At 69.6% G+C, this 25,786-nt stretch carries 19 protein-coding genes and 2 pseudogenes; 11 read left to right on the top strand and 10 right to left on the bottom strand.

The window, feature by feature from the left end:
- Positions 1-61 precede the first annotated feature (61 nt).
- Entirely contained in the window at positions 62-1,051 is a 990-nt protein-coding gene (locus Vse01_RS00500) for a sigma-70 family RNA polymerase sigma factor (protein WP_093402450.1), read from the top strand.
- 65 nt (positions 1,052-1,116) lie between these two features.
- A complete protein-coding gene (locus Vse01_RS00495) occupies positions 1,117-1,956 on the top strand; it encodes a YybH family protein (RefSeq protein ID WP_093402152.1) in 840 nt (279 codons plus the stop codon).
- A 22-nt stretch (positions 1,957-1,978) separates the two neighbouring features.
- Here Vse01_RS00495 and Vse01_RS00490 read toward each other — a convergent pair whose 3' ends face one another.
- Both Vse01_RS00490 and eda read right to left on the bottom strand, forming a co-directional pair.
- The gene (locus tag Vse01_RS00490; protein ID WP_093402151.1) at positions 1,979-3,082 is read right to left on the bottom strand and encodes a sugar kinase; all 1,104 of its coding nucleotides are present in this window, start codon (positions 3,080-3,082) and stop codon (positions 1,979-1,981) included.
- Positions 3,079-3,717, bottom strand: coding sequence for a bifunctional 4-hydroxy-2-oxoglutarate aldolase/2-dehydro-3-deoxy-phosphogluconate aldolase (eda, locus tag Vse01_RS00485; RefSeq protein WP_232511071.1), 639 nt, complete (start codon positions 3,715-3,717; stop codon positions 3,079-3,081). The genes Vse01_RS00490 and eda overlap by 4 nt, the downstream gene beginning before the upstream one ends.
- Before the next feature lie 46 nt (positions 3,718-3,763).
- Here eda and Vse01_RS00480 point away from each other — a divergent pair, with 46 nt between their 5' ends.
- Positions 3,764-4,540, top strand: a complete 777-nt coding sequence (locus tag Vse01_RS00480; protein WP_093402149.1) for an IclR family transcriptional regulator — start codon at positions 3,764-3,766, stop codon at positions 4,538-4,540.
- A 129-nt stretch (positions 4,541-4,669) separates the two neighbouring features.
- Positions 4,670-5,683: a LacI family DNA-binding transcriptional regulator gene (locus Vse01_RS00475; RefSeq protein ID WP_093402148.1), complete on the top strand. Its 1,014-nt coding sequence runs from the start codon at positions 4,670-4,672 to the stop codon at positions 5,681-5,683.
- A gap of 94 nt (positions 5,684-5,777) precedes the next feature.
- On the opposite strand, the gene Vse01_RS00470 is transcribed toward Vse01_RS00475, so the two are convergent.
- From Vse01_RS00470 to Vse01_RS00455, 4 genes are read right to left on the bottom strand one after another with little or no spacing between them, the layout of a single operon-like run.
- On the bottom strand, positions 5,778-7,499 hold the full coding sequence (locus tag Vse01_RS00470; protein ID WP_093402147.1) for an amylo-alpha-1,6-glucosidase: 1,722 nt from the start codon (positions 7,497-7,499) through the stop codon (positions 5,778-5,780).
- Between the two features lie 57 nt (positions 7,500-7,556).
- Complete coding sequence (locus Vse01_RS00465; protein ID WP_093402146.1) at positions 7,557-8,378, bottom strand: carbohydrate ABC transporter permease; 822 nt, start codon at positions 8,376-8,378, stop codon at positions 7,557-7,559.
- Positions 8,375-9,355, bottom strand: coding sequence for a carbohydrate ABC transporter permease (locus tag Vse01_RS00460; protein ID WP_093402145.1), 981 nt, complete (start codon positions 9,353-9,355; stop codon positions 8,375-8,377). The genes Vse01_RS00465 and Vse01_RS00460 overlap by 4 nt, the downstream gene beginning before the upstream one ends.
- Positions 9,356-9,373: 18 nt before the next feature.
- Positions 9,374-10,621, bottom strand: coding sequence for a sugar ABC transporter substrate-binding protein (locus Vse01_RS00455; RefSeq protein ID WP_093402144.1), 1,248 nt, complete (start codon positions 10,619-10,621; stop codon positions 9,374-9,376).
- Between the two features lie 269 nt (positions 10,622-10,890).
- Here Vse01_RS00455 and Vse01_RS00450 point away from each other — a divergent pair, with 269 nt between their 5' ends.
- Entirely contained in the window at positions 10,891-12,720 is a 1,830-nt protein-coding gene (locus Vse01_RS00450) for an RICIN domain-containing protein (RefSeq protein ID WP_093402143.1), read from the top strand.
- A 90-nt stretch (positions 12,721-12,810) separates the two neighbouring features.
- Here Vse01_RS00450 and Vse01_RS00445 read toward each other — a convergent pair whose 3' ends face one another.
- Positions 12,811-14,187: a glycosyl hydrolase family 18 protein gene (locus Vse01_RS00445; protein WP_093402142.1), complete on the bottom strand. Its 1,377-nt coding sequence runs from the start codon at positions 14,185-14,187 to the stop codon at positions 12,811-12,813.
- A 169-nt stretch (positions 14,188-14,356) separates the two neighbouring features.
- Positions 14,357-15,523, bottom strand: coding sequence for a glycoside hydrolase family 12 protein (locus tag Vse01_RS00440; RefSeq protein ID WP_093402141.1), 1,167 nt, complete (start codon positions 15,521-15,523; stop codon positions 14,357-14,359).
- Between the two features lie 422 nt (positions 15,524-15,945).
- Here Vse01_RS00440 and Vse01_RS00435 point away from each other — a divergent pair, with 422 nt between their 5' ends.
- The gene (locus tag Vse01_RS00435; protein WP_093402139.1) at positions 15,946-17,391 is read left to right on the top strand and encodes a right-handed parallel beta-helix repeat-containing protein; all 1,446 of its coding nucleotides are present in this window, start codon (positions 15,946-15,948) and stop codon (positions 17,389-17,391) included.
- A gap of 110 nt (positions 17,392-17,501) precedes the next feature.
- On the opposite strand, the gene Vse01_RS00430 is transcribed toward Vse01_RS00435, so the two are convergent.
- Complete coding sequence (locus Vse01_RS00430; protein WP_093402138.1) at positions 17,502-18,872, bottom strand: endo-1,4-beta-xylanase; 1,371 nt, start codon at positions 18,870-18,872, stop codon at positions 17,502-17,504.
- A gap of 243 nt (positions 18,873-19,115) precedes the next feature.
- Positions 19,116-20,792: a glucuronyl esterase domain-containing protein gene (locus tag Vse01_RS00425; RefSeq protein WP_373870601.1), complete on the bottom strand. Its 1,677-nt coding sequence runs from the start codon at positions 20,790-20,792 to the stop codon at positions 19,116-19,118.
- A 560-nt stretch (positions 20,793-21,352) separates the two neighbouring features.
- Between Vse01_RS00425 and Vse01_RS00420 the strand changes: the two genes are divergently transcribed.
- The 5 genes and pseudogenes from Vse01_RS00420 to Vse01_RS00405 all read left to right on the top strand — a co-directional run bounded on the left by Vse01_RS00420 (position 21,353) and on the right by Vse01_RS00405 (position 25,742).
- Entirely contained in the window at positions 21,353-21,952 is a 600-nt protein-coding gene (locus tag Vse01_RS00420; protein ID WP_093402137.1) for a DUF4956 domain-containing protein, read from the top strand.
- Entirely contained in the window at positions 21,949-22,779 is an 831-nt protein-coding gene (locus tag Vse01_RS00415) for a polyphosphate polymerase domain-containing protein (RefSeq protein ID WP_093402136.1), read from the top strand. Before Vse01_RS00420 ends, Vse01_RS00415 begins: the two co-directional genes overlap by 4 nt.
- Before the next feature lie 62 nt (positions 22,780-22,841).
- A pseudogene (locus tag Vse01_RS00410) lies at positions 22,842-24,467 on the top strand (CotH kinase family protein); the annotation flags it as partial.
- Between the two features lie 18 nt (positions 24,468-24,485).
- Positions 24,486-24,884, top strand: a pseudogene (locus Vse01_RS29940) (cellulose binding domain-containing protein); the annotation flags it as partial.
- 33 nt (positions 24,885-24,917) lie between these two features.
- Positions 24,918-25,742: an SDR family NAD(P)-dependent oxidoreductase gene (locus Vse01_RS00405; RefSeq protein ID WP_275415468.1), complete on the top strand. Its 825-nt coding sequence runs from the start codon at positions 24,918-24,920 to the stop codon at positions 25,740-25,742.
- Positions 25,743-25,786 lie beyond the last annotated feature (44 nt).

The following is a 25,786-nucleotide window of genomic DNA, read 5'->3' as shown; positions in this document are numbered from 1 at the left end:
GGAGCCTGATCGGACGCCCGGGCAGCGACCGCGCCGGGCGGAAGGGTCGGAGGCGGAGCTGCTGTCGGCGGCACGCGCCGGCGACGGTGCGGCGTTCGGCCTTCTGGTCGGGTCGCTGCGCGACGACTTGCGGGCGCACTGCTACCGGATGCTGGGCTCGTTGCACGACGCGGAGGACGCGGTACAGGACACGCTCGATCGGGCCTGGCACGGTCTGGATCGCCTCGACGACCATGCCGGGATCCGGCCCTGGCTGTACCGGATCGCGACGAACCGGGCGTTGACCCTGATCGGGCGGCGACACCGGCGGGAGCTGCCCACCGACCTGCGCGCCGACACCAGGCCGACGAGCGAGGTCGCCTGGTTGGAGCCGTACCCGGATCGGCTGATGGCCTGGGCCGACCACCTGGGCCCGGCAGCTCGGGTGATCGCCCGGGAAAGCGTGGAGTTGGCGTTCGTCACCGCGCTGCAACACCTGTCAGCCCGGCAACGCGCGGTCCTGCTGCTGCGTGACGTGCTCGGCTATCCGGCCCGCGAGGTCGCCGACCTGCTGGACACCACGGTCGTGGCGGTCAACAGTGCGTTGCGGCGGGCCCGTGCGGTGCTCGCCGGCCTACTGCCGGACCGGACCCAGCAACGAGCCCTCGGCGCGCTCGGCGACCCCGCGCGGCGCGATCTCGCCCGGCGGTACGCGGCAGCCTGGGAGACCGGTGACGTCGAGACCCTGGTGGCGATGTTGACCGAGGACGCGCGCTACTCGATGCCGCCGCAACGGGTCTGGTACCAGGGCCGCACCGCGATCCGCGGCTTCCTCGCCGAGGCGGTGCTGTCACACCGCTGGCGGTTCCTGCCGGCCTCGGCGAACGGACAGCTGGCGTTCGGCACGTACCTCTGGGACGACGCCCAGGGCGGCTACCGGCCGGCGGGTCTGGATCTGCTGACGCTGGACGGCAGCCGGGTCAGCGAGGTGGTCTCCTTCCTCGACGCACCGTTCCCGGAATTCGGCCTGCCCGCCCGACTTTCCGAGGACGACCTGGCCACCTCGCGGTGAGTTCGCGTGCCGATCGGGGTTGTAGGGGTGACGGACCCGATCGACCCGGAAGGACCGAGCCGAGCATGACCCACGAGGAACAGATTCGCGAACTGATCGAACGCTGGGCCAGGGCGGTACACCGGGGGGACCTCGGCACGGTCCTCGCCGACCACGCCGAGGACATCGTGATGTTCGACGTGCCACCGCCGCAGCAGGGAGTGCGTGGCCTCGACGCGTACCGGCAGACCTGGCCGCCGTTCTTCCGCTGGCAGGCTCAGGGTGCGTCGTTCGACATCGAGTCGCTGGAGGTCACCGCCGGCGACGAGGTGGCATTCGCGTACGCCCTGCTGCGCTGCGGCACGCCGGCGGACCTGGCCGAGGCGCCCGACCGGCGGTTGCGCCTCACCCTGGGCCTACGCCGCCACGACGACCGCTGGGTGGTCACCCACGAACATCACTCGTTCGCGCTCGACTCGACCTCCGACCGGGATTCCGCCACCGATGAGCGGGAGCTGCACGACCTGCACGAGCGTTGGTTCGCCGCGACGGCGGCGAAGAACCTCGACGCGCTGATGGAGCCGATCGCCGCTGATGTCGTGTCGTACGAGCACGAGGCGCCGCTACGGTACGTCGGGGAACCGGCGGTACGCGAGGTCTGCCAGGCCGGCCTCGATGCCTCGGGTGACGGTGCGGTGAGCTGGGAGGTGCCCGACCAGACACTCATGGTCGACGGTGATCTCGCCGTGTCCTGGGGCCTGAACCGGGTACGGGTCACCCGCTCCGGTGACGCGACCGTCGAGAGCTGGTCGCGCGGTACCCGAGTGTTCGCCCGACGCGACGGCGGCTGGCAGCTGGTGCACCAGCACCTGTCCTACCCGTTCGACCCGGCGACCGGCGCCGCCCGGACCGATCTGCTTCCCTGAGCGGACCGGTCCGGGGCCGCGGTCAGCGTTGCACCCGGGCGCCGGCCCCACGCACCAACGCCTCCACCTCGGCCAGGCTGGCCATGGACGTGTCGCCCGGAGTGGTCATCGCCAGCGCGCCGTGCGCGGCGCCGTACTCCACCGCGAGAGCCAGGTCGCCGTCGCGTTCGAGCAGACCGTAGATCAGCCCGGAGGCGAAGCTGTCGCCGCCGCCGACCCGGTCGAGGATCTCCAGGCCGGGTCGGTGGGTGGCCTCGGCGAACGCGCCGCCGGCCCAGGCCACGGCACCCCAGTCGTTCACGGTCGCGCTGCGTACCCCGCGCAGGGTGGTCGCCACCACCTTGAAGTTGGGGTACGCCCGGACGACCGCCTCGATCATCGCCTTGAAGTTGCCGGCGTCCAGCGCACCGCTGTGGATGTCGGTGTCGGGCACCGGGAAGCCCAGGCAGGCGGTGAAGTCCTCCTCGTTGCCGATCGTCACGTCCACCAGACCGGCGAGCCGGGTGTTCACCTCCCGCGCACGCTCCTGACCACCTACGGCCTTCCAGAGGCTGGGCCGGTAGTTCAGGTCGTACGAGACGAGGGTGCCGTGCCGACGGGCGGCGGTCATCGCGGCCTCGGCTGTCTGCGCGGCCGTCTCCGACAGGGCGGCGTAGATGCCGCCAGTGTGCAGCCACCGCACCCCGAGCGTGCCGAAGAGGTGGTCCCAGTCGACGTCGTCCGGCTTGAGCTGGCTGGCGGCGGAGTGACCCCGGTCGGAGGTGCCGACCGCGCCGCGTACCCCGAAACCGCGCTCGGTGAAGTTCAGACCGTTGCGGACGGTGCGGCCGATCCCGTCGTACGGCAGCCAGGTGATCAGGCTGGTGTCGACGCCGCCCTGGAGGATCAGGTCTTCCAGCAGCAGGCCGACCTCGTTGCGGGCGAACGCGGTGACGACCGCGGTCCGCAGGCCGAAGCAGCGGCGCAGCCCCCGGGCGACGTTGTATTCGCCGCCGCCCTCCCAGACCCGGAACTGGCGGGCGGTGCGGACCCGACCCTCACCGGGGTCGAGCCGCAGCATGACCTCGCCGAGCGAGACCAGGTCGTAGCGGCAGTCGGCCTTCGGCCGAGGGTCCACCGCGCTCACGCCGCACCTCCTGCGGCGGCCAGCGCCTCGCGGGTGCGGGCGGTGATCTCGTCCCACTGCTCGCCGGCGATCAGGTCGGCCGAGACCATCCAGCTCGCGCCGACCGCCAGGACCGCCGGCAGGGCCAGGTAGTCGGCGATCACCGCAGCGGTGATCCCGCCGGTGGGAATGAACCTGACGTCGCGGAACGGCGCCGCCAGGGCCTTGATCATGGCTGCCCCGCCGAGCTGCTGGGCGGGGAAGAACTTGACCACGTTCAGACCGGCGTCGAGGGCCATCTGGATCTCGGTGGCGGTGGCCGCCCCGGGCACCACCGGCACGCCGGCCTGCTGGCAGGCACGGACCACGGCCGGCGCGAAGCCGGGGGTCACCACGAACCGGGCACCGGCCCCGATCGCCCGCTCGGCCTGCTCGACGGTGAGCACCGTGCCGGCCCCGACGGTCAGGTCACCACGGGCGGCAAGCGCCGCGATGGCATCCAGCCCGGCCGCGGTACGCAGGGTCACCTCGACCGCGGTCAGACCACCCTTGACCAGTGCGTCACCAAGCGGATCGGCGTGCCGCGCGTCGTCGAGCACCACCACCGGCAGCACCCGACCGACCGGCAACTGTTCAGAACCATGAACGTTGGTCACGTACGTGACCATACTGGAGGCGTACGCCCTTCGCTAGTCTGGCCTTGTGCCCACCGCGCCCGAGGACTTCCAGCCCGTGAAGTCGGCTGGACGTACCCTCGACCTGCTCGAACTGCTCGCCGATCAGCCGCAGACCTGGGCGCTCGGCGACCTGGCCCGCGCCCTCGCCATCCCGAAGAGCAGCCTGCACGGCCTGCTGCGCACGCTTGTCGGCCGAGGCTGGGTCCAGACCGACGAGAGCGGCACCCGCTTCCGGCTCGGCCTGCGCGCGCTGCGGGTCGGTGCCGCCTACCTGGACGGCGATGACCGGGTAGGCCTGCTGTCCGGCGTGCTTGACGAGCTGTCCCGTCGCTTCGGTGAAGCCGTGCACCTCGGTCGACTCGACGGCGACCAGGTCGTCTATCTCGCGAAACGGGAGTCGGTGCACCGCCTGCGGCTCTACAGCGCAATCGGCCGCCGGCTGCCGGCACACGCCACCGCGCTGGGCAAGGCGCTGCTGGCCGAGCTTCCGGACACCGATGTCGACCGGATGCTGAACTGGCCGCTGGCCCGCCTCACGCCACACACGGTCACCGACCGCGAAGCCCTGCACGCCGCCCTGGCGACGGTGCGGACCACCGGGCACGCCGTCGACCGGGAGGAAAATGCGGAGGGCATCCGCTGCTTCGCGATGGCCGTGCCGTTGGCGAGTCCGGCGGTCGACGCGGTGAGCGTCTCGGTGCCGGTCAGTCGCCTGCGCCCGGAACTCGAAGCGGCGATCGTCGCGGCGCTACGGGAACTGGTCGGTGGACTCGCTCAGACCCGGAGCATGCTGAGCGCGTGATGTCGGCCTCCCTCTCCCCGCACTGAACACCGGGTCGGACGCTCGGCTCCGGGGTGCCTGAACGGCGGCGTTGACCCTGCCCAGCACCCCTCATAACCTGAGTGAATCGATTCGACTGCGAGGAGCGGGATGAACATCGGGGAGATCGCCCGCCGCGCGGGCGTGTCCCGCAGCACCGTGTCGTACGTGTTGAGCGGCAAGCGGGCGGTGTCGGAACCGACCCGGCAACGGATCCAGGCCGTCATCGACGAGTTGGACTACCGTCCCAACGCGAACGCCCGAGCGTTGAAGGAGGGCCGCACCCGCACCCTCGGCCTGGTCATCCCCCCGGCGAGCCAGCGGCTGACCGACATGCAGCTCGGCTTCGTCGCCAGCGTGGTCGAGGCCGCCGCCCGCGCCGACCTGGACGTGCTGCTCTCCCCCTCCGGCGGCGACCACGACCGGTCGTTCGAGCGGATCGTCACCGGACGCCGCGTGGACGGCGTGATCCTCATGGAGATTCGGTTGGAGGACGACCGGGTGACCCGGCTGCGGCAGAGTCGACTGCCCTTCGTCACCATCGGCCGCACCGCCGAGCCGACCGGCACCAGTTGGGTCGACGTGGACTACGAGGGTCTGATCGCGCGGTGTGTGCACCATCTGGCCGACCTGGGGCACCGGCACGTCGCCCTGGTGAACCGCTCGGCCGAGCTGGTGGCCGCCGGCTACGGACCCGGGCACCGCGCCCTGGCCGGGTTCTCGCACGCGGTGGCCGAACGCGGGCTCACCGGCGTCGACCTGTGCTGCGGTGACGACGCGCCCGCTGGCGAGGCCGCCATGAGCCGGCTGCTGACCACCCGTCCGGAGGTCACCGCCGTTGCCACAATCAACGAGGCCGCCCTGCCCGGCGTACAGCGAGCCCTGGCGGCCGAGGGCCGGCTGGTGCCTCGCGACTTCTCCGTGGTCGGGGTCGCCGCCGCGCACTGGGCCGAGGATTTCCGTCCGCCGTTGTCGGCGGCGGACGTGCCCACCCTGGAGATGGGTGCCGAAGCCGTGGCGCTGCTGCTCGAACGGATCGCCGCCCCCACCGCCGCCCCCCGCCACCACCTCTACCAGCCCCCCATCTCGCTGAGAGCCAGCACCGCCCCACCCCCTCCCCCCTGACCCCCACCCCCGACCGCACCCCCACCCCCGACCGCAGCGTTGATCAAGAAGTTTTCGCCGTGCCCGGCCGCGCGGCGCGACGAAAACTTCTTGATCAACCAGGTCGGTGGGGTGGACGACGACGGCGGTGGTGGGCGGCGGCGAGGATGAGATAGCTGCTGGCGGTCCAGGTGTAGGCGCGGTCGCGCAGGCCCGCGCCGGTCTCGGCGTCGAAGTTCTCCGCGAAGCCGGACTTCTCGCACAGGGCGCGGAACCGCTGGCTGATGTCATCGGCGAATCCGATGTGCCCGGCCCGGCGCAGGCCGTCCTCGATCAGTACGGTGGCAGGTGCCCAGATCGGCCCACGCCAGTAGCCGTCGGCCGCGTAGTGCGGGGAGTCGACCGGCTCCGTGGCGAGGCCGTGTGCGGTCAGATGGCGCTTGAGACCACCGGCGAGCCCGGCGCTCACGTCGGCGGGCAGGTCGGCACCGAGCACGATGGGCATGAGGTCGAGCAGACTCGTGCTCGACCTCAGCCGACCGGTCCTGGCGCTCCGGGCCACGAACCGCTGGCCGTCCCAGAGCGCGCCGAGCAGCTCGGCGCGGATCTGGCTCGCGGTGCGGCTCCACTGCCCCACCTCCTCGGGCAGCCCCAACTCCCCGGCCAGGTCCGCGAGCTGACGCAGCTGCAACAGCAGCAGCGCGGCGAGATCAGGTGTCTCGACGGTCCGATCGCCGTCGAAGGTGGTCGCGTTGTCCCATCCGCTGTCATTGCCGTGCTGGTAGTGCGGCAGATGATGACCGGACACCCGGCGTTGGTCGAGCCAGAACGTCGTCCAGCGGGCGAGCCGTCGGTACATGTCGGAAAGCTCGTCACGCGACAGTGGCCGGGACAGCCGCTGCCGCAGCTGCCGCAGCGCCCAGCCGTGCACCGGCGGCTTGACGTAGTTGTGCAGCACCTCGGAGTGGGCGACAGAATCCGGCAACGCACCCGTCGGGTCCTGATGGTCGAAGGGTAACTGGACCTGGTGCCAGGCCAGCTCGGCGTCCGCTTCGGCGAGGGCCAGGGCGTTGAAGCAGTGGTCCCAGCTCCACACCTTGTTCATCCAGTGCTTGGACATCAGCACGGCTGGCCGGGCGAGAAAGCCGCCCGGCGCGACAGTCGCCGACCACAGCACGTACGCGGCCAGTTCGGCGGCGGGGGTCTCGGAGCTGCGCCAGGGTGCCACCCGGTCGACGAAGCTGGCGAACTCGGCAGTCGTCGACCTGACGAGCTGATCGAAATCACGGTCGCCCGGGTAGCGGCGGCGGGCCGACTCGTACTCCTCGACAGCGACCTCCCACGGCTGGTCGGCCGGCAGCTCCACCGCCCGCGCGGCGGTGCCGAGCGCCTCGACGCCGACGGCACGGGGGTCGCCGCGAAGCGACGTGACCCGGTAGCGGCGGCCGGTCTCGTACGAGGTGAAGACGTACGAGTCATCGACCGGGTCGTGGAGGAGGTAGGTGCCGCTGAACGGGGTGAGGGTGTCCCGCGCGGCGGCGATCCGCAGGCCGATTCCGCGGCCGCGCAATCGCACTGCGTCCCGGCCGTCGTAGGTCACCTCGATCAGGCCGGTGCGGTTGCGCCAGGTCAGCAGCGCCGCGCTGGCCGTCACCGTGGTGTCGGCCGAAGGCGTCAGCCGAAGCACCGGATGCATCCCGGTCTGGTGTGAGACCAGATGCAGCTCGGATGCCTGAGTGTGCGCTGCCACCACCGGCGAGATGCTGAACCAGGACCCGTGGTAGCTGAACGGAATCTCCTGGATGGAGAAGGTCGGGCCGGTACGGACGACGGTCATGATCGGCGACTGCCTTTCGGGGTGCGGTTGGTGCGGCTGCTCCGAGAGCCGGCCGGATCAGTCCTTGATGGCGCCGGCGGTGACCCCGGCGGCGACGTAGCGTTGCGCCAGCACCAGCAGCAGGGTGGTGGGAATGGACGCCACCACGGCGGTTGCCATGATCGCGTTCCACTGCTGGTTGTTGTTGCCGATGTACTGGTAGATGCCGAGGGTGATCGGCCGATGGCCGCCACCGCTGGCCAGGGTGGCGGCGAAGACGAAGTCGGACCAGGCCCAGAGGAACGCGAACAGCGACACGGTGACGATCGCGTTCCGGCTCACCGGCAGCACCACCGACCAGAACGTCCGCAGCCGGTTGGCGCCGTCGACAAGCGCGGCCTGGATCAGGTCGTCCGGTATCCCGGACATGAAGGCGGTGAAGATCAGCACCGCGAAGGGGACCGCGATCGTCGAGTCGGCCAGGATCAACCCGGGCACGGTGTTGAGCACGCCGAGGTTGAGGTAGATGGCGTAGAAGCCCATCGCCATGATGATGCCGGGGATCATCTGCGCGATCAGCAGGACGAACCGGATCGCCCCGCCGCCGGGCGGCCGGAGCTTGGCCAGCGCGTACCCGGCCGGGGCGGCCAGGACCAGGGTGAGCAGTACGGTGCCGAGCCCGACAACCAGACTGGTGCCGACGTACGGCAGCTGCTGGCTGAGCACGGCTCGGTAGCCGTCGAGGGTGCCGTCGATCGGGAACAGGTACGGCGGGCTCTTGCGCATGTCCTGGTCCCGGGTGAACGAGACGTTGATCATCCAGTAGACGGGGAAGAGCATCAGCCCGGTAAGCATCACTCCGAGCCCGGTTCGCCACCAGCCACGCGTCGGTCGGCTCATGACAGCCGCTGCCGACGCTCGAAGCCGAGATAGAGCCCGCCCGCGGCCACCGCCAACAGGATCAGCAGGTTTCCGACAGCAGCCCCGGACCCGAATTCGGGCAGCAGGTTGCCGAACCCGAGCCGGTACGACCAGGTGGCCAGGGTGGTCGACGAATCGGTCGGGCCACCCCTGGTCATGATCCAGATCAGGTCGAAGACCTTGAGTGTGTAGACCAGCCCGAGCAGCAGTGTGATCGCCGAGACCGGGCGCAGCAACGGCCAGGTGATCCACCGGAAGCGCTGCCAGCCGCCGGCTCCGTCCAGCTCCGCCGCCTCGTACAGCGGACGCGGGATCGCCTGTAGGCCGCTGTAGAGCACGACCAGGTTGAACGGGATGCCGATCCAGATGTTGGCGATGATCACCGATACCAGCGACCACCGCGGTGAGGTCAGCCAGTTCACCGGCTCCACGCCGACCAGCGCGAGCGCGGCGTTGACCACCCCGGCCTCGCTGTTGAGCAGCCACGACCAGGTGGACGCCGACACGATCAACGGCAACAGCCAGGGTACGAGGAACAGTGCGCGCAGCGTACGCGAGAGCGGAAAGTGCCGATGGAAGAAGAGCGCCAGCAGCAGCCCGATGGCGAACTGGAAGACGAGTGACGCGGCGGTGAAGACGAGCGTGTTGAGCAACGCCGACGGGAACGTCGGCGCGGAGAGCACCGCCCGGTAGTTGTCCAGCCCGGCGAACGGCGCACCACCCTGGACGAAGGAGCGAACTGTGTACTCGCGCAGGCTCAACTCGACGTTGCGGTACAGCGGATAGGCGTAGAAGGCGACCAGGTAGCCGGCCACCGGGGCGAGGAAGGCCCACGCCGCCCACCGGGAACCGCTGGGGTGGCGACGGCGTCGGTGTGCCGGTGGGGCGGTGCTCGCTGCCCCACCGGTCTCGCCCACCGTCGCGGCTCGCGGGGTACGGGTGACGTCGATTCCCATGTCGGGTGGCGTGCCTGGTCAGCTCGTCGCGCTCACGGCGGCCTGCTGCGCGGCCGACAGCGCCTCCTGCGGCGTCTGCGCGCCGCTGAGCGCGGACTGCACCGCCGTCCACAGCGGCTCGGAGATCCTCGGATACCGGGTTCCGAGGTCGTCGCCGGTGCGTCCCTTCGCCGCCTTCACCGCGTCGACCCAGACCTTCAGCTCGGCGTTGGCCGCCACCTGTTGCTCCTGCACCGCAGCGACCGGGGCGATGTAGGACAGCGTGGTGTCCGTGGTGAGCAGGTTGTCGCCGCTGGTCAGGCAGGTGACCAACTGCTGCGAGGTGGCGTACCGTCCGGTGTCGCGCTGCACCGGGATGGAGATGAACTCACCTCCGGTGGGTGCCGGGGCGGTGCCGCCGGTACGGGCCGGGACGGGGATGATGCCGTACTCGAAATCCAGCTTCGCCGCGTTGGCCAGCTGCCAGGTGCCGTTCTCGCTGAACGCGTAGTCGCCGCTGGCGAACTCCTGCCAACTTGTGGTCTGCGTGTTGTTGATGACGGAGTTGGGGGCGTGGCCGGCGGCCAGCCAGTCGCTCCAGAGGGTCAACGCCGCCACCGCCGGTGGCGCGTCCAGCGCGGTCAACTGGGCACCGGCACCCCAGAACCAGGGCAGGAACTGGAAGCTGCCTTCCTCGGTGCCGATCGCGGAGAAGGTGATGCCCTTCTTGCCGGCTGCCTTGACCTTGACCAGCGCCGCGGTGAGTGAGGGCCAGTCCGTCACCGTGGTGATGTCCACTCCCGCCTCGGTCAGCAGGTCCTTGTTGTAGTAGAGGGCGAGGGTGTTCGCACCGATGGGTACGCCGTACGTCTTGCCGCCGCTCTGCCCGGCGCCGAGCAGGTTGGGTTCCATCGCCGACACGTCGAGGTTCGTCTCGTCGGTGGTGGTCAGGGTGCCGGCCTCGGCCAGGGTGGAGATCACCGGGTTGTCGATGATCAGTACATCCGGGGAGTTGCCCTGCTGCGCGGCGAGCAACGCCTTGTTCGTCAGGTCGGTGGTGTCGTAGCCGGTCCGGTCGACGGTCACCCCGGCCGACGTGCCGCAGCCCTTGAGCAGTCGGACCCAGTCGGAATCGTCGGTGAACTGCGGGTACGGGTCCCAGATGGAGTATGTCCCACCGGCCTCGGTCGACGGGGATTCCGTGGAACAGGCGACGGCTGTGGCGGCGACGGCGACTGCCGCCAGGGCGGCACCGATGGCACGCCCGCGCGGGATGGATCGGGTCATCTGACGCCTCGCTTCGATCGCTGTGGTGGAAGGTGCGCAACATCAGCCCACTGTCGAACCGATTCGCCGAATCGGTTCGGCCGACCATAGGCCCGGCCGAGCGACCCGGTCAAGAGCGAGCGAGACGAGGTCCGCCACCGTGTGAAACGTGCGCTTCACGCTGACGTCACGACGTTGACATTTACAACCGTGAACTCCTACGCTCCGCAGCGAATCGATTCGCCAACGCCCTCCGCCCTCGGACGTGCTCCCGTCGCAAAGGAGTCCCAGTGCCACTCCCCCGCACGAGCAGACTAGGACCTCTCCGCCGCCTCGCCGCCCGACTCGCGGTCGGTGTTCTCGCGGCCACCGCCGTCGTCGCGGTATCCACGCCGGCCCAGGCCGCGGACGAGTCGATAAGCGTGAACTTCTCGAGCACCAGCGGCGCACCGACGTACCGCGCGGCCGGCTGGATCTACGGCATGACCGAGAACGCCTCCGGCCCGGCCGATCACTTCTATCGGGACGTGAAGTTCCGGTACATGCGTGCCGGTGGCGCACAACTGCCCGGCAGCGGCTGGGTCGGCGGAAACTACGAACGCCGGTGGAACTCCACCCTCGCCCAGGCTCGCCGGACCAACGCTCTCGGCGGCGAGTTCATCCTCCTGCCGCACGACCTGTGGGGTGCCGACGGTGCCGCGATCTCCCGTTTCCCCGGCGACAACGGCAACTGGACCGACTACGACAACTTCCTCAACCGGGTCATCAGCGATGTACGCGCGGCCGGACTGACGGTGCAGTGGGACATCTGGAACGAGCCCAACATCACGCTGTTCTGGAACCGCCCGATCTCCCAGTACTTCGAGTTGTGGCGCCGCACCTACCAGCGCATCCGGGCCGAGTTCCCCAACCAGCTCATCGTCGGGCCGAGCTGCGCCTGCGTACCCTCGACCAACCACGCCTTCTGGAACCAGTACCTGGACTTCGTCCGCTCGACCAACACGGTGCCGGACATCGTCAGCTGGCACGCCCTGCCCGGTGATCCGGTGGCCAACGTCGCCGCCGCCAACGCGACCCTCGACCCGCGTGGCATCCCGCACCCCCGGCCGTACCAGATCAATGAGTACGCCGCCCCGGACGAGCAGAACCCCGCCGACGGCGCCTGGTACATCGCCCGGCTGGAGCGCGCCCGCGCCGACGGCCTGCGGGCGAACTGGGCCAGCGCCGGCAACCTGCACAACGACCTGGGCAACCTGCTGGTGCGCAACTCGGCCGGGCAGCATCAGCCGAAGGGCGAGTGGTGGGTCTACCGCTTCTACGGCTCGCAGACCGGGCAGATCGTTTCGGTCTCGGCCAGCCCGTCGTACGACGCCTTCGCCACCAAGGCGACAGGTTCGGCGAAGGTGCTGCTCGGTGGGGGCCGGACCACCGGGAACCTCACCGTCAACCTGCAACGGCTCGACACCACGGGCATCGTGCAGAACAACCAGGTCCGGGTGCTCACCCAACGGATTCCCCACAACGGCGGCGGCGCGGTGCAGGGCCCGGTCACCGTCTCGAACAGCGTGGTGAGCGTGAGCGGCAACAATGCCACCGTGACGGTGCCCTACGCCAACCAGACCGACACCTACACGCTAACCCTGCTGCCGCCCGCCGACGGCGGCTTCCAGTCGGTGGCCGTGGCACAGCACTCCCAGCAGTGTCTCGACAACACCGACCGCAACACCGCCGACGGCAACGTGCAGCAGCAGTTCCACTGCGAGGGTGGCGACCAGCAGCTGTGGAACTTCCAGCCGGTCTCCGGGGTGGCGAACACCTACACCGTGGTAAACCAGCAGACCGGCAAGTGCCTGGACGTCAACGGGGTGTCCACCGCCGACGGCGCGGCAGTGCACCAGTGGGGCTGCCACGGTGGTCTCAACCAGCAGTTCACCCTGCGCAAGGTGACCTACCCGGGCAACGACCCACACGACTACCAGTTGGTGGCCCGACACAGCAACAAGTGCGTCGATGTCAGCACCATCTCCACCGCGCCCCGCGCCCCGGTCCACCAGTGGACCTGCAACCCGGTGGGCCAGGGCAGCCCACTCAACCAGACCTGGCGGCTGTGGGGCCGGTGACCGCCGATCCCGGCCGATGAACGAGCCCGCCGGCCGAGGCGGCCCCGTCCCCACCGGGACGGGGCCGCCGTGGCGTTCCGGGCGGGCGGGTCAGGCCGGTAGGCGCCAGACCTGGTTGGCGCCGCCGAAGCAGTCCCAGATCTGGAGCCGGGTGCCGTCGGCGGAGCTGTTGCCGGTGGCGTCGAGGCACCTGTTCGACGCCGGGTTGCGTAGCGTGCCGTTGGACTGGGCCTGCCAGACCTGGGCGCCGGTGCCGTTGCACTCCCAGAGCTGGATCGGAGTGCCGTTTGCGGTACCGGCGCTGGTCACGTCCAGGCACTTGCCGAGGGCGCGCAGGGTGCCGTCGGTGGCCACGGTCCACCGCTGCGCGTTGGTGCCGTTGCAGGTGTAGAGCTGGATGGCGGTGCCGTTGGCGGTGGCCGCAGCGGCGACGTCGATGCACTTCCCGGCGATGCCGGTGATCTGGCCGGTCCGGCCGGTCGGCGGCGGGGAACCACCCATCACGGTGTCGTAGATCGCGCTGACCAGCGACGTCGAGCCACCGGTGTCCTGGGTCAGTTCCCAATTCATCATGCCGCCGGCGTTGGCCATCGCCCACTGGGTCTTGCGCTTGACCGTCGGTACGCCGTTGTAGCACTGCTGAGCGCCGCCGACGGTGGTGCAGTCCCGGTTGGCGTTGGCCGGGTCCATGCCGACCAACTGGGTGTACGTGTAGTAGCCCGGCCGGCTGTAGAAGGGAACCCCGAGGATCGCCTTGCTAGCCGGCAGGCCGCGGGCCTTCCAACCGTTCACCGCGTTGATCGACCAGTCGTAGTTGGCGTGGGGACTACCGCCGTCGTACGCCATGATGTTGAGAAAGTCCACGTGGTTGAAGACCGACGTCGGTACGCCGTCGCGGTAGTAGCCCTCCGCCACCACCGCTGCGGTGAGCAGCTTGCCCTGTGGGCGCAACGCATTGCCCAACTGCTGCATCAGCAGGCTGAAGTTGTTGGCCGAGGTGCCCGGGTCCGGGTACTCCCAGTCCATGTCGACTCCGTCGAGGCCGTACTGGTTGACGAAGTTGACCACGCTGTTGACGAACGTCGTGCGGGTGCCGGCGTTGGCCGCGAGTGCCTCGAAGGCGCTGTCGTCACCGTCGTTCCAGCCGCCGATGGCGATGGAGACCTTGACGTTGTTCGCCCGGGCCAGCGACACCAGCGAGGTGAGCTTGCTCGGATTCTCCACCGCGCGCAGGGTGCCGTTGCTGTTGGGCAGCACGAACGCGTAGTTGATGTGGGTGAGCTTGGTGTACTGCACCGAGTTGACGTTGCCGGTCCAGGACGGCAGGTAGCCCACGCTCTTGAAGCTGCTGGGCAGGACCACCGCCTGCACGGCGGTAGGGGCGACGGTGAGAGTGGCGCCGGCGGTGACCAGCGCGAGCAGACCGGCGGCGAGGGCCGAGCGCGGCCGGGGACATGGTGGGGACATCGAGGACCTTCCCGTGGCAGGTGAGGGTGCCGTGCCGCCACGGCCGGTCGTGTGGAGCCGCCGATGACCGGCCGTGGCGTACGGGTGCTTGGTTCCTCGAGGCAGCCAAATCTTAAAGAGAGTTTACGGTAACGGTCAATGACGCCCTTCGATCAAAGCTGCGGCCGGATCAGCCGACGGTGACCTGGTACAACGTCGTGTTGACCTCCCCGCTGCCGGTGAAGATCTCCGGTCCCGCCTGGACGCTGGTCAGGTACTTCGAGCGGTTCATCCAGCCCCGGGACACCACGTCGTCGGTGAAGTCGCGGATGTTGAGCGTTGCGCTTGTGGTGTTGCTGGTCCGTACGTAGGAGTAGACGTTCCAGGTGCCCACGTAGCCACGCCAGACCTCCCAGGTGGTACCCGCGATGGTGACGGTGCCCTGGCGGCTGCCGGCTGGCGACGCGTTGGAGCGGTAGAGCCAGATCATCAGCTCGTCGGTGGGCTGGTCCGCCGAGCCCGGGTTGGCCATCGGGTGGAACCACATGTCGTACGCGACGTTCATGTTCGAGGCGCCGTTGGAGGTGACGTTGAAACGCCAGTTGGTGTTGACGTCACGGTTCGCGGAAAGCTGCACCGGCAGCCCGGTGTTCGGCCGCCGCCAACCCCAGTGCCAGCCGAGAATCGCCGCCGCGTACGACTTGACGCTGCTCGGGTCGCCGCTCCAGGTGTAGCTGGTCCCCCAGTAGATGGGGTCTCCCGGTCCCCCGTTGGACCAGATGCACTGGCTGCCGGTGGCACCGGTGGCGCCCCACTGGTTGTTGGGGATCCAGTACTTGCCAATGTCGATCAGATCGTCGCTGTCGCACAGCCGACCGGTGGGGGGATAGTCGGGCACCGGCGGCGGCGTGGTGCGGGTCGGCGTCGGGGTCGGACCGGGGTTGCTGGAGCCGGTGCAGGTCACCCCGTTGAGCGCGAACGCGGTCGGTACCGGGTTGCTGCCGCTCCACGAGCCGGTGAAGCCAAAGCTCGCGGTGCCGTTGAGACCGATCGCTCCGTTGTAGGACACGTTCGCCGCGGTCACCTGCGCGAGGTCCTGGGTCACGGTGGCGTTCCACGCCTGCGTGACCCGCTGCCCTGCGTCGTAGGCCCAGGTCAGACGCCACGACGACACCGGGTCGCCGAGGTTGGTGATGGTCACGTCGGCGTTGAAGCCGCCCTGCCACTGCGCGGAGACCGTGTATCGCACGGCGCAGCCGACCGTCGCGGCATGTGCGACCGCGACTCCGACGGCGGCGGTGACGACGGTGCTGGCCACCGCGGCGGCGAGCAGGGCGAGGCGGGTGCGTTTCACCATTGGTCCTCCTTCAGTCCTGGCCGCCACGTGGGCGGCCGGGACTGTTCGCGTTCACGACAGCGGCGGATCCGGCGTGCGGTTCGTGATCGCGTACGGAGGCGGCAGCCGGCAGCGGCATGTGCGTGGCCCGGATCGCGCCGGTGGCGCTGGTCCTGGCCGTCGCGGCCCATCTCGCCCGGCGACCGTGCCCGAGAAGTCGCCCGGCGGACACGGCGCCGGCTCGGTCGCCCTGCCCATCATCGATGGCTGACGCTGCGACGGTACGACGATGCACAGACAGCAGTCAATGAGCGGCTTTTGGTCCACAGTGGCCCGTCGAGATCCACTGTCGATTTGTAGTCAGTCCGTGGGGCCGCCGCGTCAGTACCCTGATGCCACCCGGTCTTCGGTGTCGCCCTGTCGGGAGGTCCAGCATGGCTGGTATGTCCGGCACACCAATCACGGTTTCCCTCGTCGTGGCGGTCGCCGCCGGGCTGCCCGCCATGCCGGCACCGACGTACGCCGACGGGCTGCTCGCCGAGGTGGCCGTCACCCTCAGCGGTACCGATTCCGCGGAATGCGGTGCCTCGGCCGCCCCCTGCCGCACCGTCAGCCATGCCGTGGGCCGGGTCGCCTCCGGCGGCACGGTCCGGATCGGGCCCGGCTGGTACGACGAGAACATCATCGTCCCGGACGGCCTCGCGGTCAGTCTGATCGGTGCCGGCATGGACGTCACCGTCCTGAACGGACGCCAGCGCGCCACTGTGGTGGACTCGTGGGACGGCGGCGCACTCGAGGTGGCGGACCTCAGCATCGTCAACGGTGTCGGCGAGGGTGCCCTCGACGGCGGCGGAATCACCAGTGCGGCACCGCTGACGGTGCGGCAGGTTCGGCTGTGGCACAACGCGGGTGAGGTCGGAGGCGGGATCGCGGCCTACGCCACCACCAAGGTCAGCGGAAGCATCATCAGCGGAAACAGCGCTCGGTCCGGTGGTGGCGGTATCTTCTCGCGGTTCCACGGGTTGACTCTGGAGAGGTCCACGGTTGGCGGCAACCGCGCCGCAGTCGCAGGTGGCGGCATCTACGCGATCTTCTCGGCGACGCGGATCACGGACTCCACGATCACCGGCAACATGGCCGGTACCAGCGCGAGCGGAGTCCTCGTCGCGCACGGGGACGTACGACTGCGGCACACCACCGTCGCCGGCAACCAGGGGCCAGCGGCTCTGGTGACCTCCGGCGATCCGAAACATGCACATGACATCACCGCGTCCCTGTTCACCGGCAATGCCGGCGGAGACTGCGTGCTGATGCACTCGCCCGCCATCGACCTGGCCAACCACAACGTCAGCGCCGACGGTAGTTGTGGCCGGCAGGTGGCGGCGGTCGACATCGACCTGCGCCCCGTCGCGGAGCTGGCCACCGGCACGACCCCGATCCACCTTCTCGGCGTGGCGAGCACGATCCGCGGCAGCATCCCGGCCGGCGACCCGCTCTGCGACGGCACCGACCAGCACGGACAGAACCGCCGCAGTTCGCTGGCCGGCGGCTGTGACCCGGGCGCGTACCAGTCGGCTCCGGTGCCGTTCAACGCGATCCCGCCGCAACTGGGCGGACTCGACAGCCCGATCGACCCCTACGGATCGGTGGGTAGCGCCACGCCCGGGGTCTGGCCGTTTCAGCGGAACCTGGTGTACGCCTTCCAGTGGCAACGCTGCCACCACTCCGAACCGGTCTGCGTGTCGATTCCGGACGCCGTCGGCAGGACGTACCGAGTCACCGAGGCCGACGCCGGCAGTCGGCTGCGGGTACGGGTCGTCGCGACCAGCGCCACCGGAATCAGTCAGCCGGCCTACTCGGCGATCACCGAACCGATCGGCTACGGCTGACCCGTCCCCCGGCCCGGGCGGGCCCGTGACGCTTGGACGACGTCTTTCGTCACGAACGAGGACCGGCCGTGCGGGGGCGAGCCCCGCACGGCCGGTGTGGTTCGGCCCGGTCAGCCTGCGGTGCAGGACCTGATCTGCGGTCGGGCGCTGGAGTTGCCGTTCATCATCGTGGTGAAGCCGAACGTGTTGCCGCTGCCGTTGGAGCGCATCGTCATCACGTTGCCGCTGCTGTCCCAGGTGGGGCTGCCACTCCAGGTGGCGGAGATCCGCTGCGGCGGGGTGATGGCGACGACCACCGACCAGGTGCTTGCCCCATTGACCGTCACGGAGGTGTTGTAGCGGTCACCCCAGACCTGGCCGGGCGTCACCGTCGCGGTGCACCCGCCACCGGGCGGCGGAGTGGTCGGGTTGCCGGTGGGCGGCGGGGTCGTCGGGTTACCGGTGGGCGGAGTGCCGTTGTTCAGCGCGGTGAGCACGGCGTCGTACGCCGGCTTCTTCTGGCCACTGCCGTTGAACAGCAGCGGGTTCTCGCTGGAGCGCCACGAGTCGGAGTCGCGGATGCCCCAGACGGTGATGCCCTTGCAGCGCGCGACGGCGAGGCAGTCGTTCACCACGTTGCGGTACGCGTCGGTCGGGGCGTTGCGGATGTCCAGCTCGGTGATGTGCACGTCGACGCCGAGGGCGGCGAAGCTGGACAGCGTGGTGCGGTAGTTGCTCGGGTAGTTCGAGCCACCGGTGAAGTGCGACTGGAGGCCGACGCAGTCGATTGGCACGCCACGGCTCTTGAAGTCCTGGACCATCCGGTAGACGGCCTGGGTCTTCGCGTCGTTCCAGTTGTCGATGTTGTAGTCGTTGTAGCACAGGTCGGCGTTCGGGTCGGCCTGCCGGGCAGCGCGGAAGGCGGCCTCGATCCAGTCGTTGCCGGTGCGCTGGAGGTTCGAGTCACGGCGAGCGCCGCTCGACCCGTCCTGGAACGCCTCGTTCACCACGTCCCACCACTCGATCTGGCCCCGGAAGTGGGTGGCGACCTGGGTCACGTGGTTGAGCATGGCGTTGCGCAGCGTGGTGCCGGACATGTTCTGCATCCAGCCAGGCTGCTGGGAGTGCCACGCCAGAGTGTGTCCCCGGACCAGCATGCCCTGGCTGCGGGCGTGCTGGACCAGCCGGTCGGCGTTGCCGTAGTTGAACTGCCCCTGGTTCGGCTGGAGCGCGTCGATCTTCATTTCGTTCTCGGCGGTGACCTGGTTGAACTCGCGGTTCAGGATGGTCGTGTAGGCCGAGTCGTTGAGCCTGCTCACCGCGACGGCGGTGCCGAAGTAACGACCGCTTTCAGCCGCCGAAGCACCGAGGGTGCTCGCGGCGCTGGCGCTGCCGGGCAGGACCACGGCGCCCGCGGTGGCGAGCAGGCCGACGGCGGCGGAGACAACGAGCGCGGCGCGCAGTCGCCTCGACCGTCCAGGTGCTCGGGAAGAGTTGGCCATGACGCTCCTTCCGGGTCCGGTGGCCCGATGCGGGCAGCATGAATCCGGACGTATGGTTGCGGAAAGGGTGGACCGTGCGCACCTCGGCCAAAGGGATCGCATCGGCCTTACTGGGCCGAAGTATTGCAGCGAGATTTCACGCACGTCAATGATTTCCGGAAGTTCCACCGGAAGTTTCGAAGCGTCACAGGGCATGGCGGCGAACGCCGCCATGCCCAGGCGCTCGGCGCGCAGCGTCGGAAGCTACCGGGCGGCGCAGGTGGGAGTCATCCCGCTGCCGGTGCCGGTGCCCTGGAAACCGAACTCGGTGGACTGCCCGGCGGCGACGGACCCGTTGTAGCTGACATTGCTGAAGGTGACCGCTCCACTGGAGCCACTGCGCTGGGCGTTCCAGGAGTTGGTGACGCTGGCACCGGAGGGCAGCGTCATGGTGACCGCCCAGCCGTTGAGCGCGGCCGAGCCGGCGGTGACCCGGACTGTGGCGACGAAGCCACCCGTCCACTGGTTGACGGACACCGAGGCCGAGCAGGCACCGCTCGCCGGTGGCGTCGTCGGAGGCGTCGTCGGAGGCGTGGTGGGAGGCGTGGTGGGAGGCGTCGTCGGCGGGGTCGTCGGAGGCGTGGTCGGAGGCGTGGTCGGGCCGTCGGCGAGGGTCGGCGTCTGCCAATCCCGCCACTCGGAGAGGTTGCCGGCCTTACGGCTGGAGATCCGGAACACGCCCGTGGAGCTGCCTGTGTTGAGCAGGAACTTCTGGATGTTCTGCTGCAACGGGACGCGCCACTCCGACCGGGAGGCGCAGTGCGTGCCGTCCTGGACGTCGGACCAGTAGCTGATGTTGTCACCCGCGCCGAGTGCCCGGTAGACCTCCGCTCCGGCCAGCGCGGCGACACTCGAGGAGCGGGCGGCCAGCCAGTCGATGTGCGGGTTGTCCATGATGAGCAGTCCACGCGGAGCCACCATGGCCACGGTCTGGTGGGTGTCGATCGGCAGGTTCGCCGGGTTGCCGGTGTACGAGCCGAAGGCGTCACCGAGCCATGGCTGCTCGCCGTACGCGCTGCTCAGCGGTTGGGCACCGGACTCGCCGGGGATGCCCCGGAAGATCGGCGAGCCGGCGCTGCCCGACTCGATCGGCATGGTCAGGGCGATGCGCTGGTCGAAAGCGCCCGTCACGAAGGCGCCCTTGCCGTAACGGGAGCACCCCGTGACGCCGGTCGCGTCCGCGCGGAGGATGTTTCCGCCCGACTGCTCGATGACGTCGATGATCCGGCTGACGCCCCAGGCCCAGGCAACCAACAGTCCGCTGCTGCTCGACGAACCGTAGATGCTGTAGAAGGCGCCCTGCTTGTTGTTGCGGGGAGTGCCCTCCCGCCCCACCGCGAGCGGGTCATAGCTGATCACGGCGGCACCGGCGGACCGGATGGTGGCGGTGTCCGCCCCGAACCCACCGAGCACCACGACGGCCGGATGCGGCCCACTGCCGCCGCTGGGCAGTTGCACGCTCGCGGAGAAGCTGGCAGTACGGCCGTTGTGCGCCACGTTCACGGTGATGCTGGTGTTCGAGACCGTACCGCTGACGGTCTGCGGTTTCGCCGGCTTCTCACCGTAGACGTACCGCTGCGCGAGCTGCTTGGTCTGGGCTCGCTGACAACGCCAGTCCGACTTGGCCGAGATCCGGCTCCCGTCGAGTCTCCGGAAGGGGTCGGGCAGCCTGGGGTTGGCCGAGGTGGTTCCCGGATTCGGCGTCGGGCAGTCGACGCCGTCGTCCTCCACCGGGGAGACGACCGCGAGACCGTCGGCGGCCCGGGCCACACCCATCTCCGCCACCGTCAGCGTCGTTGCGGCGAGGGTGAGGGCGAGCGCCGCCACCGCCAGTACGACGACCACCGAACGGTCCCGTGGGCGGCCAACCTTCGCAGTCACTCCAGTCCCCTTCCGGGCAGACACCGAGACCGACATTGATCGAGCAGCATCGATCGCCATCTGAGGGTAAGTTTCGAGCCGGGAAACGAAACGTGTCAATATAGTTTCGGTGATTATCGGCGCTGAACGGCGGTCGGGCGCGCATCGGCCCGCCGACATCAGGCGCGCTGGGGTGACCCACGAGGGCGATCACGGCCGGAGCGGGAAGTCCACACCACCAACCAACCCCCGGCCGGCCGTAGTCGCGGCGAGCGACGGTCGCCTGGGGTTGTTTACCCTGGGTTCACCGCCGGTCCACGACTGGTCCACTCGCGTGCGAACCGCGTCCTGACCAGCCGACCGGCCCGAGCCGGACGATCACGGATGCGCCTGACGCGCGCCAAAAGTCCAGGTTGGCACAACATTGCCATTGACCCGGTTCGATGCGTCCCATTACTATTCCCGGAATAGTTCCCGCAAGTTTACCGAGACTTTCGGTTGCGTTCGGTTGCCTGACCGCAGCTCGTGCCGACGAGATGAGACGGGGCCGGCGCGACAGCGACCCAGGAGGAAGACACCAGATGTCGCAGCTCATCCTGTTCGCGATCGACATCGGCGCGGTGGTGCTGCTCGTCTTCGGGCTCTACTTCCCGAGACACCGCCGCCGCGATCTCGTGGTCGCCTACCTCGGCGTCAACGTCGGTGTCCTCGCGGTGGCCAGCGCGCTCAGCGCCAGCAACGTCGGCGCGGGGCTCGGGCTCGGGCTGGCGCTGTTCGGCGTACTGTCGATCATCCGCCTGCGGTCGACGGAGCTCGACCAGCACGAGGTCGCGTACTACTTCTCAGCGCTGGCCCTGGGCATCCTCGGCGCGTTGAGCACCACCTCGGTCTGGCTCAGCGCCGGGCTGATGGGCCTCATCCTCGTGGTGATGTTCCTGGGCGACCATCCCCGGCTGCTCCGCCACTACCGGCACCAGATCATGGTGCTCGACTCTGCCGTGACCGACCACGTGACCCTCGTGGCCCAGCTGGAGCAACTGCTCGGCGCACGCGTGCACGTCGCCACCGTGCAGCGACTCGATCTGGTCAACGAGACCACCGTCGTCGACGTCCGCTACTCGGTCAAGGGCCAGACGACCAGAGCCACCGCGACGCCGGCCAAGGCGGGAGCGGCCCGATGAGCATCCAGCCGATCACCGCGGCCCTGGCGGCCATGGACACCATCGGGTTGACCGAACTCATCGACCGGGCCGCCTTGCAGACCAGGGTGGACCGCAAGTACCTCGTCCCGCTCGACCGGTTGCCACACCTGCTGGAGCAGCTCGTTCCGCACGCACGGGTGCTGGAGATCGACGGCGCGCGGAGCTTCCGCTACGAGTCGGTCTACTTCGACACCCCGAGGTTGGCCAGCTATCACTGCGCGGCCTACCGGCGGCGACGCCGCTTCAAGGTGCGCACCCGCACCTACCTCGACTCAGCCCAGTGCTGGCTCGAAGTCAAGATCAGCGGAGCGCGCGACAGCATCACCAAACACCGGCTGCCGTACGATCCGCACGACCGCACGACAGTGCTTCCCGGCCGCGCATTCGTCGACGAGGCGCTCGCGCGGGAGGCGATCTGCCCGCCCGCCGGCAGCGCCCTCGACCCGGTGCTGGTCACCAGCTACCGGCGGGCGACGCTGCTGCTGCCGGCGACCGCCAGCCGGGTCACCATCGACACCGGGCTCGCCTGGCAGGCCGGCGCCACCTCACTGCACCTGCCGGAGCTGGCCGTGGTCGAGACCAAGACCAGCGCCGCCGCATCGCCCGCCGACCGGCTGCTGTGGCAGCGCGGGCTGCGGCCCGCCCGCATCTCCAAGTACGCCACCGGTCTGGCCGCGCTGCGTCCGGACCTGCCGGACTCGCCCTGGCGCCGGACACTGCGCCGGCATTTCCGCACCACCCCGTCGGTGGGCACGGCACCGACCGCCACCACCCACCGTCCCGTTCAGGAGGCATCGTGCGTCTGACCGACCGCAGCGTCGGCACCTCGGCGGCACCCCTGCGCATCGCGGGGATCGCGGCCGTCGCCATGCTGGTCACCGCGTTCCTCGTCCCGTCGCCGGCACCAGCCGGTGCCGAGCCCCTCGCCGGCACGTCCAGTTCCACCGTCCCGGCCGACCGGACCGCCGGTTCCCGCACCGCCGCGGACGCCGCCGCGGCAGCGGAGGCAGCCGAAGACCTGGTCGGCGACATCGGCTTCTCCGTACCCAGCGGCACCTTCTCCGGCGAGGTCTCGGTATCGCTGAGCACCACCGTCAGCGGTGCCCAGATCCGCTACACCACCGACGGACGCCTGCCCGACGCGCAGTCGCCGCTCTACTCCGGCGCGGCGCTGCGCTTCACACGTACGACGCAACTGCGGGCCCAGGCGTTCGTCGGGCAGACCGCCTCGGGCGCACCCGGCACCGCCATGTACGTAGCCCGCAACACCAGCACCGCACACGACCTGCCGGTCGTCCTGATCGACTCGTACGGTGCCGGGCGGCCCGACCGGGAGTACTTCGACGCCACCACGATGATCTTCGAGCCGGGCGCCGGCAGCACCTCCCTGGCCGCCGCACCCACGGTGGCCACCCGGGCCGGTTTCCGGCTGCGCGGGCAGTCGTCGGCGATGTTCGCCAAGACGCCGTTCCGGCTCGAATTCTGGGACAACGAGGACGACGACGCCGACTACCCGGTGCTCGGCATGCCGGCCGACTCCGACTGGGTGCTGCGCGGGCCGTTCAGCGACAAGGCCCTGATCCGGGAGGCGTTCGTCTACGACCTCGGGAGGCAGATGGGCCTGCCGGCACCCCGGTACGCCTTCGCGGAGTTCTACCTGAACACCGACGCCGGGCCGGTCGGTTCCGACGACTACATGGGCGTCTACATGCTCGTCGAGACGATCAAGAACTCGAAGGAACGTCTCGACCTCAAGCAGCTCCGCGAGGACGACCGGACCCTGCCGAAGATCACCGGCGGTTACATATTCAAGTTCGAGTGGATGGCCGCCGAGGAGCCGACCCTGCCGTGCACCGGGCCGACGGCGAGTTGCTGGAACTACCTTGAGGTCGCCGACCCGTCGCCGCTGCAGCCCGAGCAACGGGACTGGTTGCGCAACCACATCCAGGAGTTCCACAACGTGCTGCGGGCACCGAACTTCGCCGATCCGGTGAGCGGCTACCGGGCGTACATCGACGTGGGTTCCTTCATCGACCAGCTCATCATCAACGAGTTGAGCCGGGAGATGGACTCCTACATCCGCAGCGCCTACTTCTACAAGGACCGCGACACCAAGATCTTCGCCGGGCCGCTCTGGGACTACGACCTCAGCTTCGGCGTGGGCGGCTTCTTCCAGAACGACCAGACCTCCGGCTGGCAGTACCAGCAGGTCCGCCAACCGCTGGCCAACGACTGGTACACGCAGTTGATGCGCGATCCGTCGTTCGTCAACGAGGTGCGGCTGCGCTGGCAGACGCTGCGCCGTGGCCCGCTCTCCGACGCGTCGTTGCAGTCCCGCATCGACGGCCTCAGCGCACCCCTGACGGCCGCCGCGCAGCGCAACTTCGCGCGTTGGCCCAACCTGAGCACCCGGAACGTCGGGCCGTTCATCACACCGACCGCGCCGACCTGGCAGGGGCAGGTCCAGTTCATGCGGGACTGGATGCTCCGCCGCGCGGCCTGGCTGGACTCGACCGCCGGCTGGGGCGGGTCAACCACGCCCCCGCCGACCACGCCGCCCACCACGCCGCCGCCGACCACCCCGCCGCCCACCACGCCGCCGCCCAGCGGTAGCGGCTGCACCGCGACCTACACGGTGACAAACCAGTGGTCCGGCGGCTTCCAGGGCGAGGTGCGGGTCACCGCGGGCGGTTCGGCGATCAGCGGTTGGACCGTGACCTGGACGTACCCGGCCGGGCAGACGGTCACCCAGGCATGGAACGCGACAGTCACCAGCCAGGGATCCGCGGTGACCGCCCGTAACGTCAGCTACAACGGCAACCTCGCCGCGGGGGCCAGCACCTCGTTCGGTTTCCTTGGCTCCACCACCGGCACGCCGAGCACACCCACACCGACCTGCACGGCGAACTGACCTGCCCCACCCGGTCGCCGACCAGCACATCGAGTGGCTCGTCGGGCGGACCCGCCCGGTACCGGACAACTGGCGGTCCGGTGCCGGGCGGCCCTCCGTGACCTGCCGTGTCGGCGTTGCCTGACACCGACGCCGCCCGGCCGGCATCGTCGCTGCTCGAATGGGCTACGCCTGGTACGCGCACGACCAGCTGTCGACGCCGGCTCGGTTCGACAGAATGGCCGGTATGCGAATAGATCTTGCGTCGCGGTACCGGCCGACGTGACCACGGCCGACGGGGCGGTCACGGCGGTCGAGGCGCTCCCTGAGGTCGACATCCTGGTCAACAACCTCGGCATCTTCGGCGCCCAGCCCGCCATGGAGATCACCGACGACGACTGGCGGCGGTACTTCGAGGTGAACGTGCTGGCGGCGATCCGGTTGACCCGGGCGTACCTGCCGGGGATGCGCGAACGCGGCTGGGGCCGAATCCAGTACATCGCCAGCGACTCGGCGGTGGTGATCCCGACCGAGATGATCCACTACGGGGTTTCCAAGACCGCCCTGCTGGCCGTGTCGCGGGGCTTCGCCAAGGAGGCCGCCGGCTCGGGGGTCACCGTGAACAGCGTCATCGCCGGGCCCACCCACACCGGCGGGGTGGAGCAGTTCGTCCGCTCGCTGGTCGGTGACGACCTGCCGTGGGACGTGGCGCAGCGGGAGTTCATGCTCCGGCACCGCCCGCAGTCGCTGCTGCGACGCCTCATCGAGCCGGCCGAGATCGCGAACCTGGTCGTCTACCTGGCCTCCCCGCTGGCCTCGGCCACCACCGGGGCGGCCGTGCGGGTGGACGGCGGTTACGTCGACGCCATCCTGCCCTGACCCCACGGTCCACCTGAGCACCCCGGTCGATGCCCCCGAGGAGG

Source organism: Micromonospora sediminimaris, from assembly GCF_016863575.1.
In the GTDB taxonomy this organism is placed as follows: Bacteria; Actinomycetota; Actinomycetes; order Mycobacteriales; family Micromonosporaceae; genus Micromonospora; species Micromonospora sediminimaris.
Note: the sequence above shows the minus strand (reverse complement) of the source record. Positions and strands in the feature narration are given on the sequence as shown.

Bases quoted from the DNA above. Each gene is read 5' to 3' on its own strand.
- Vse01_RS00495 (WP_093402152.1), top strand. From the start codon at position 1,117: ATGACCCACGAGGAACAGATTCGCGAACTGATCGAACGCTGGGCCAGG.
- Vse01_RS00475 (WP_093402148.1), top strand. From the start codon at position 4,670: ATGAACATCGGGGAGATCGCCCGCCGCGCGGGCGTGTCCCGCAGCACC.
- Vse01_RS00470 (WP_093402147.1), bottom strand. From the start codon at position 7,499: ATGACCGTCGTCCGTACCGGCCCGACCTTCTCCATCCAGGAGATTCCG.
- Vse01_RS00465 (WP_093402146.1), bottom strand. From the start codon at position 8,378: ATGAGCCGACCGACGCGTGGCTGGTGGCGAACCGGGCTCGGAGTGATG.
- Vse01_RS00460 (WP_093402145.1), bottom strand. From the start codon at position 9,355: ATGGGAATCGACGTCACCCGTACCCCGCGAGCCGCGACGGTGGGCGAG.
- Vse01_RS00455 (WP_093402144.1), bottom strand. From the start codon at position 10,621: ATGACCCGATCCATCCCGCGCGGGCGTGCCATCGGTGCCGCCCTGGCG.
- Vse01_RS00445 (WP_093402142.1), bottom strand. From the start codon at position 14,187: ATGTCCCCACCATGTCCCCGGCCGCGCTCGGCCCTCGCCGCCGGTCTG.
- Vse01_RS00440 (WP_093402141.1), bottom strand. From the start codon at position 15,523: ATGGTGAAACGCACCCGCCTCGCCCTGCTCGCCGCCGCGGTGGCCAGC.
- Vse01_RS00435 (WP_093402139.1), top strand. From the start codon at position 15,946: ATGTCCGGCACACCAATCACGGTTTCCCTCGTCGTGGCGGTCGCCGCC.
- Vse01_RS00430 (WP_093402138.1), bottom strand. From the start codon at position 18,872: ATGGCCAACTCTTCCCGAGCACCTGGACGGTCGAGGCGACTGCGCGCC.
- Vse01_RS00420 (WP_093402137.1), top strand. From the start codon at position 21,353: ATGTCGCAGCTCATCCTGTTCGCGATCGACATCGGCGCGGTGGTGCTG.
- Vse01_RS00415 (WP_093402136.1), top strand. From the start codon at position 21,949: ATGAGCATCCAGCCGATCACCGCGGCCCTGGCGGCCATGGACACCATC.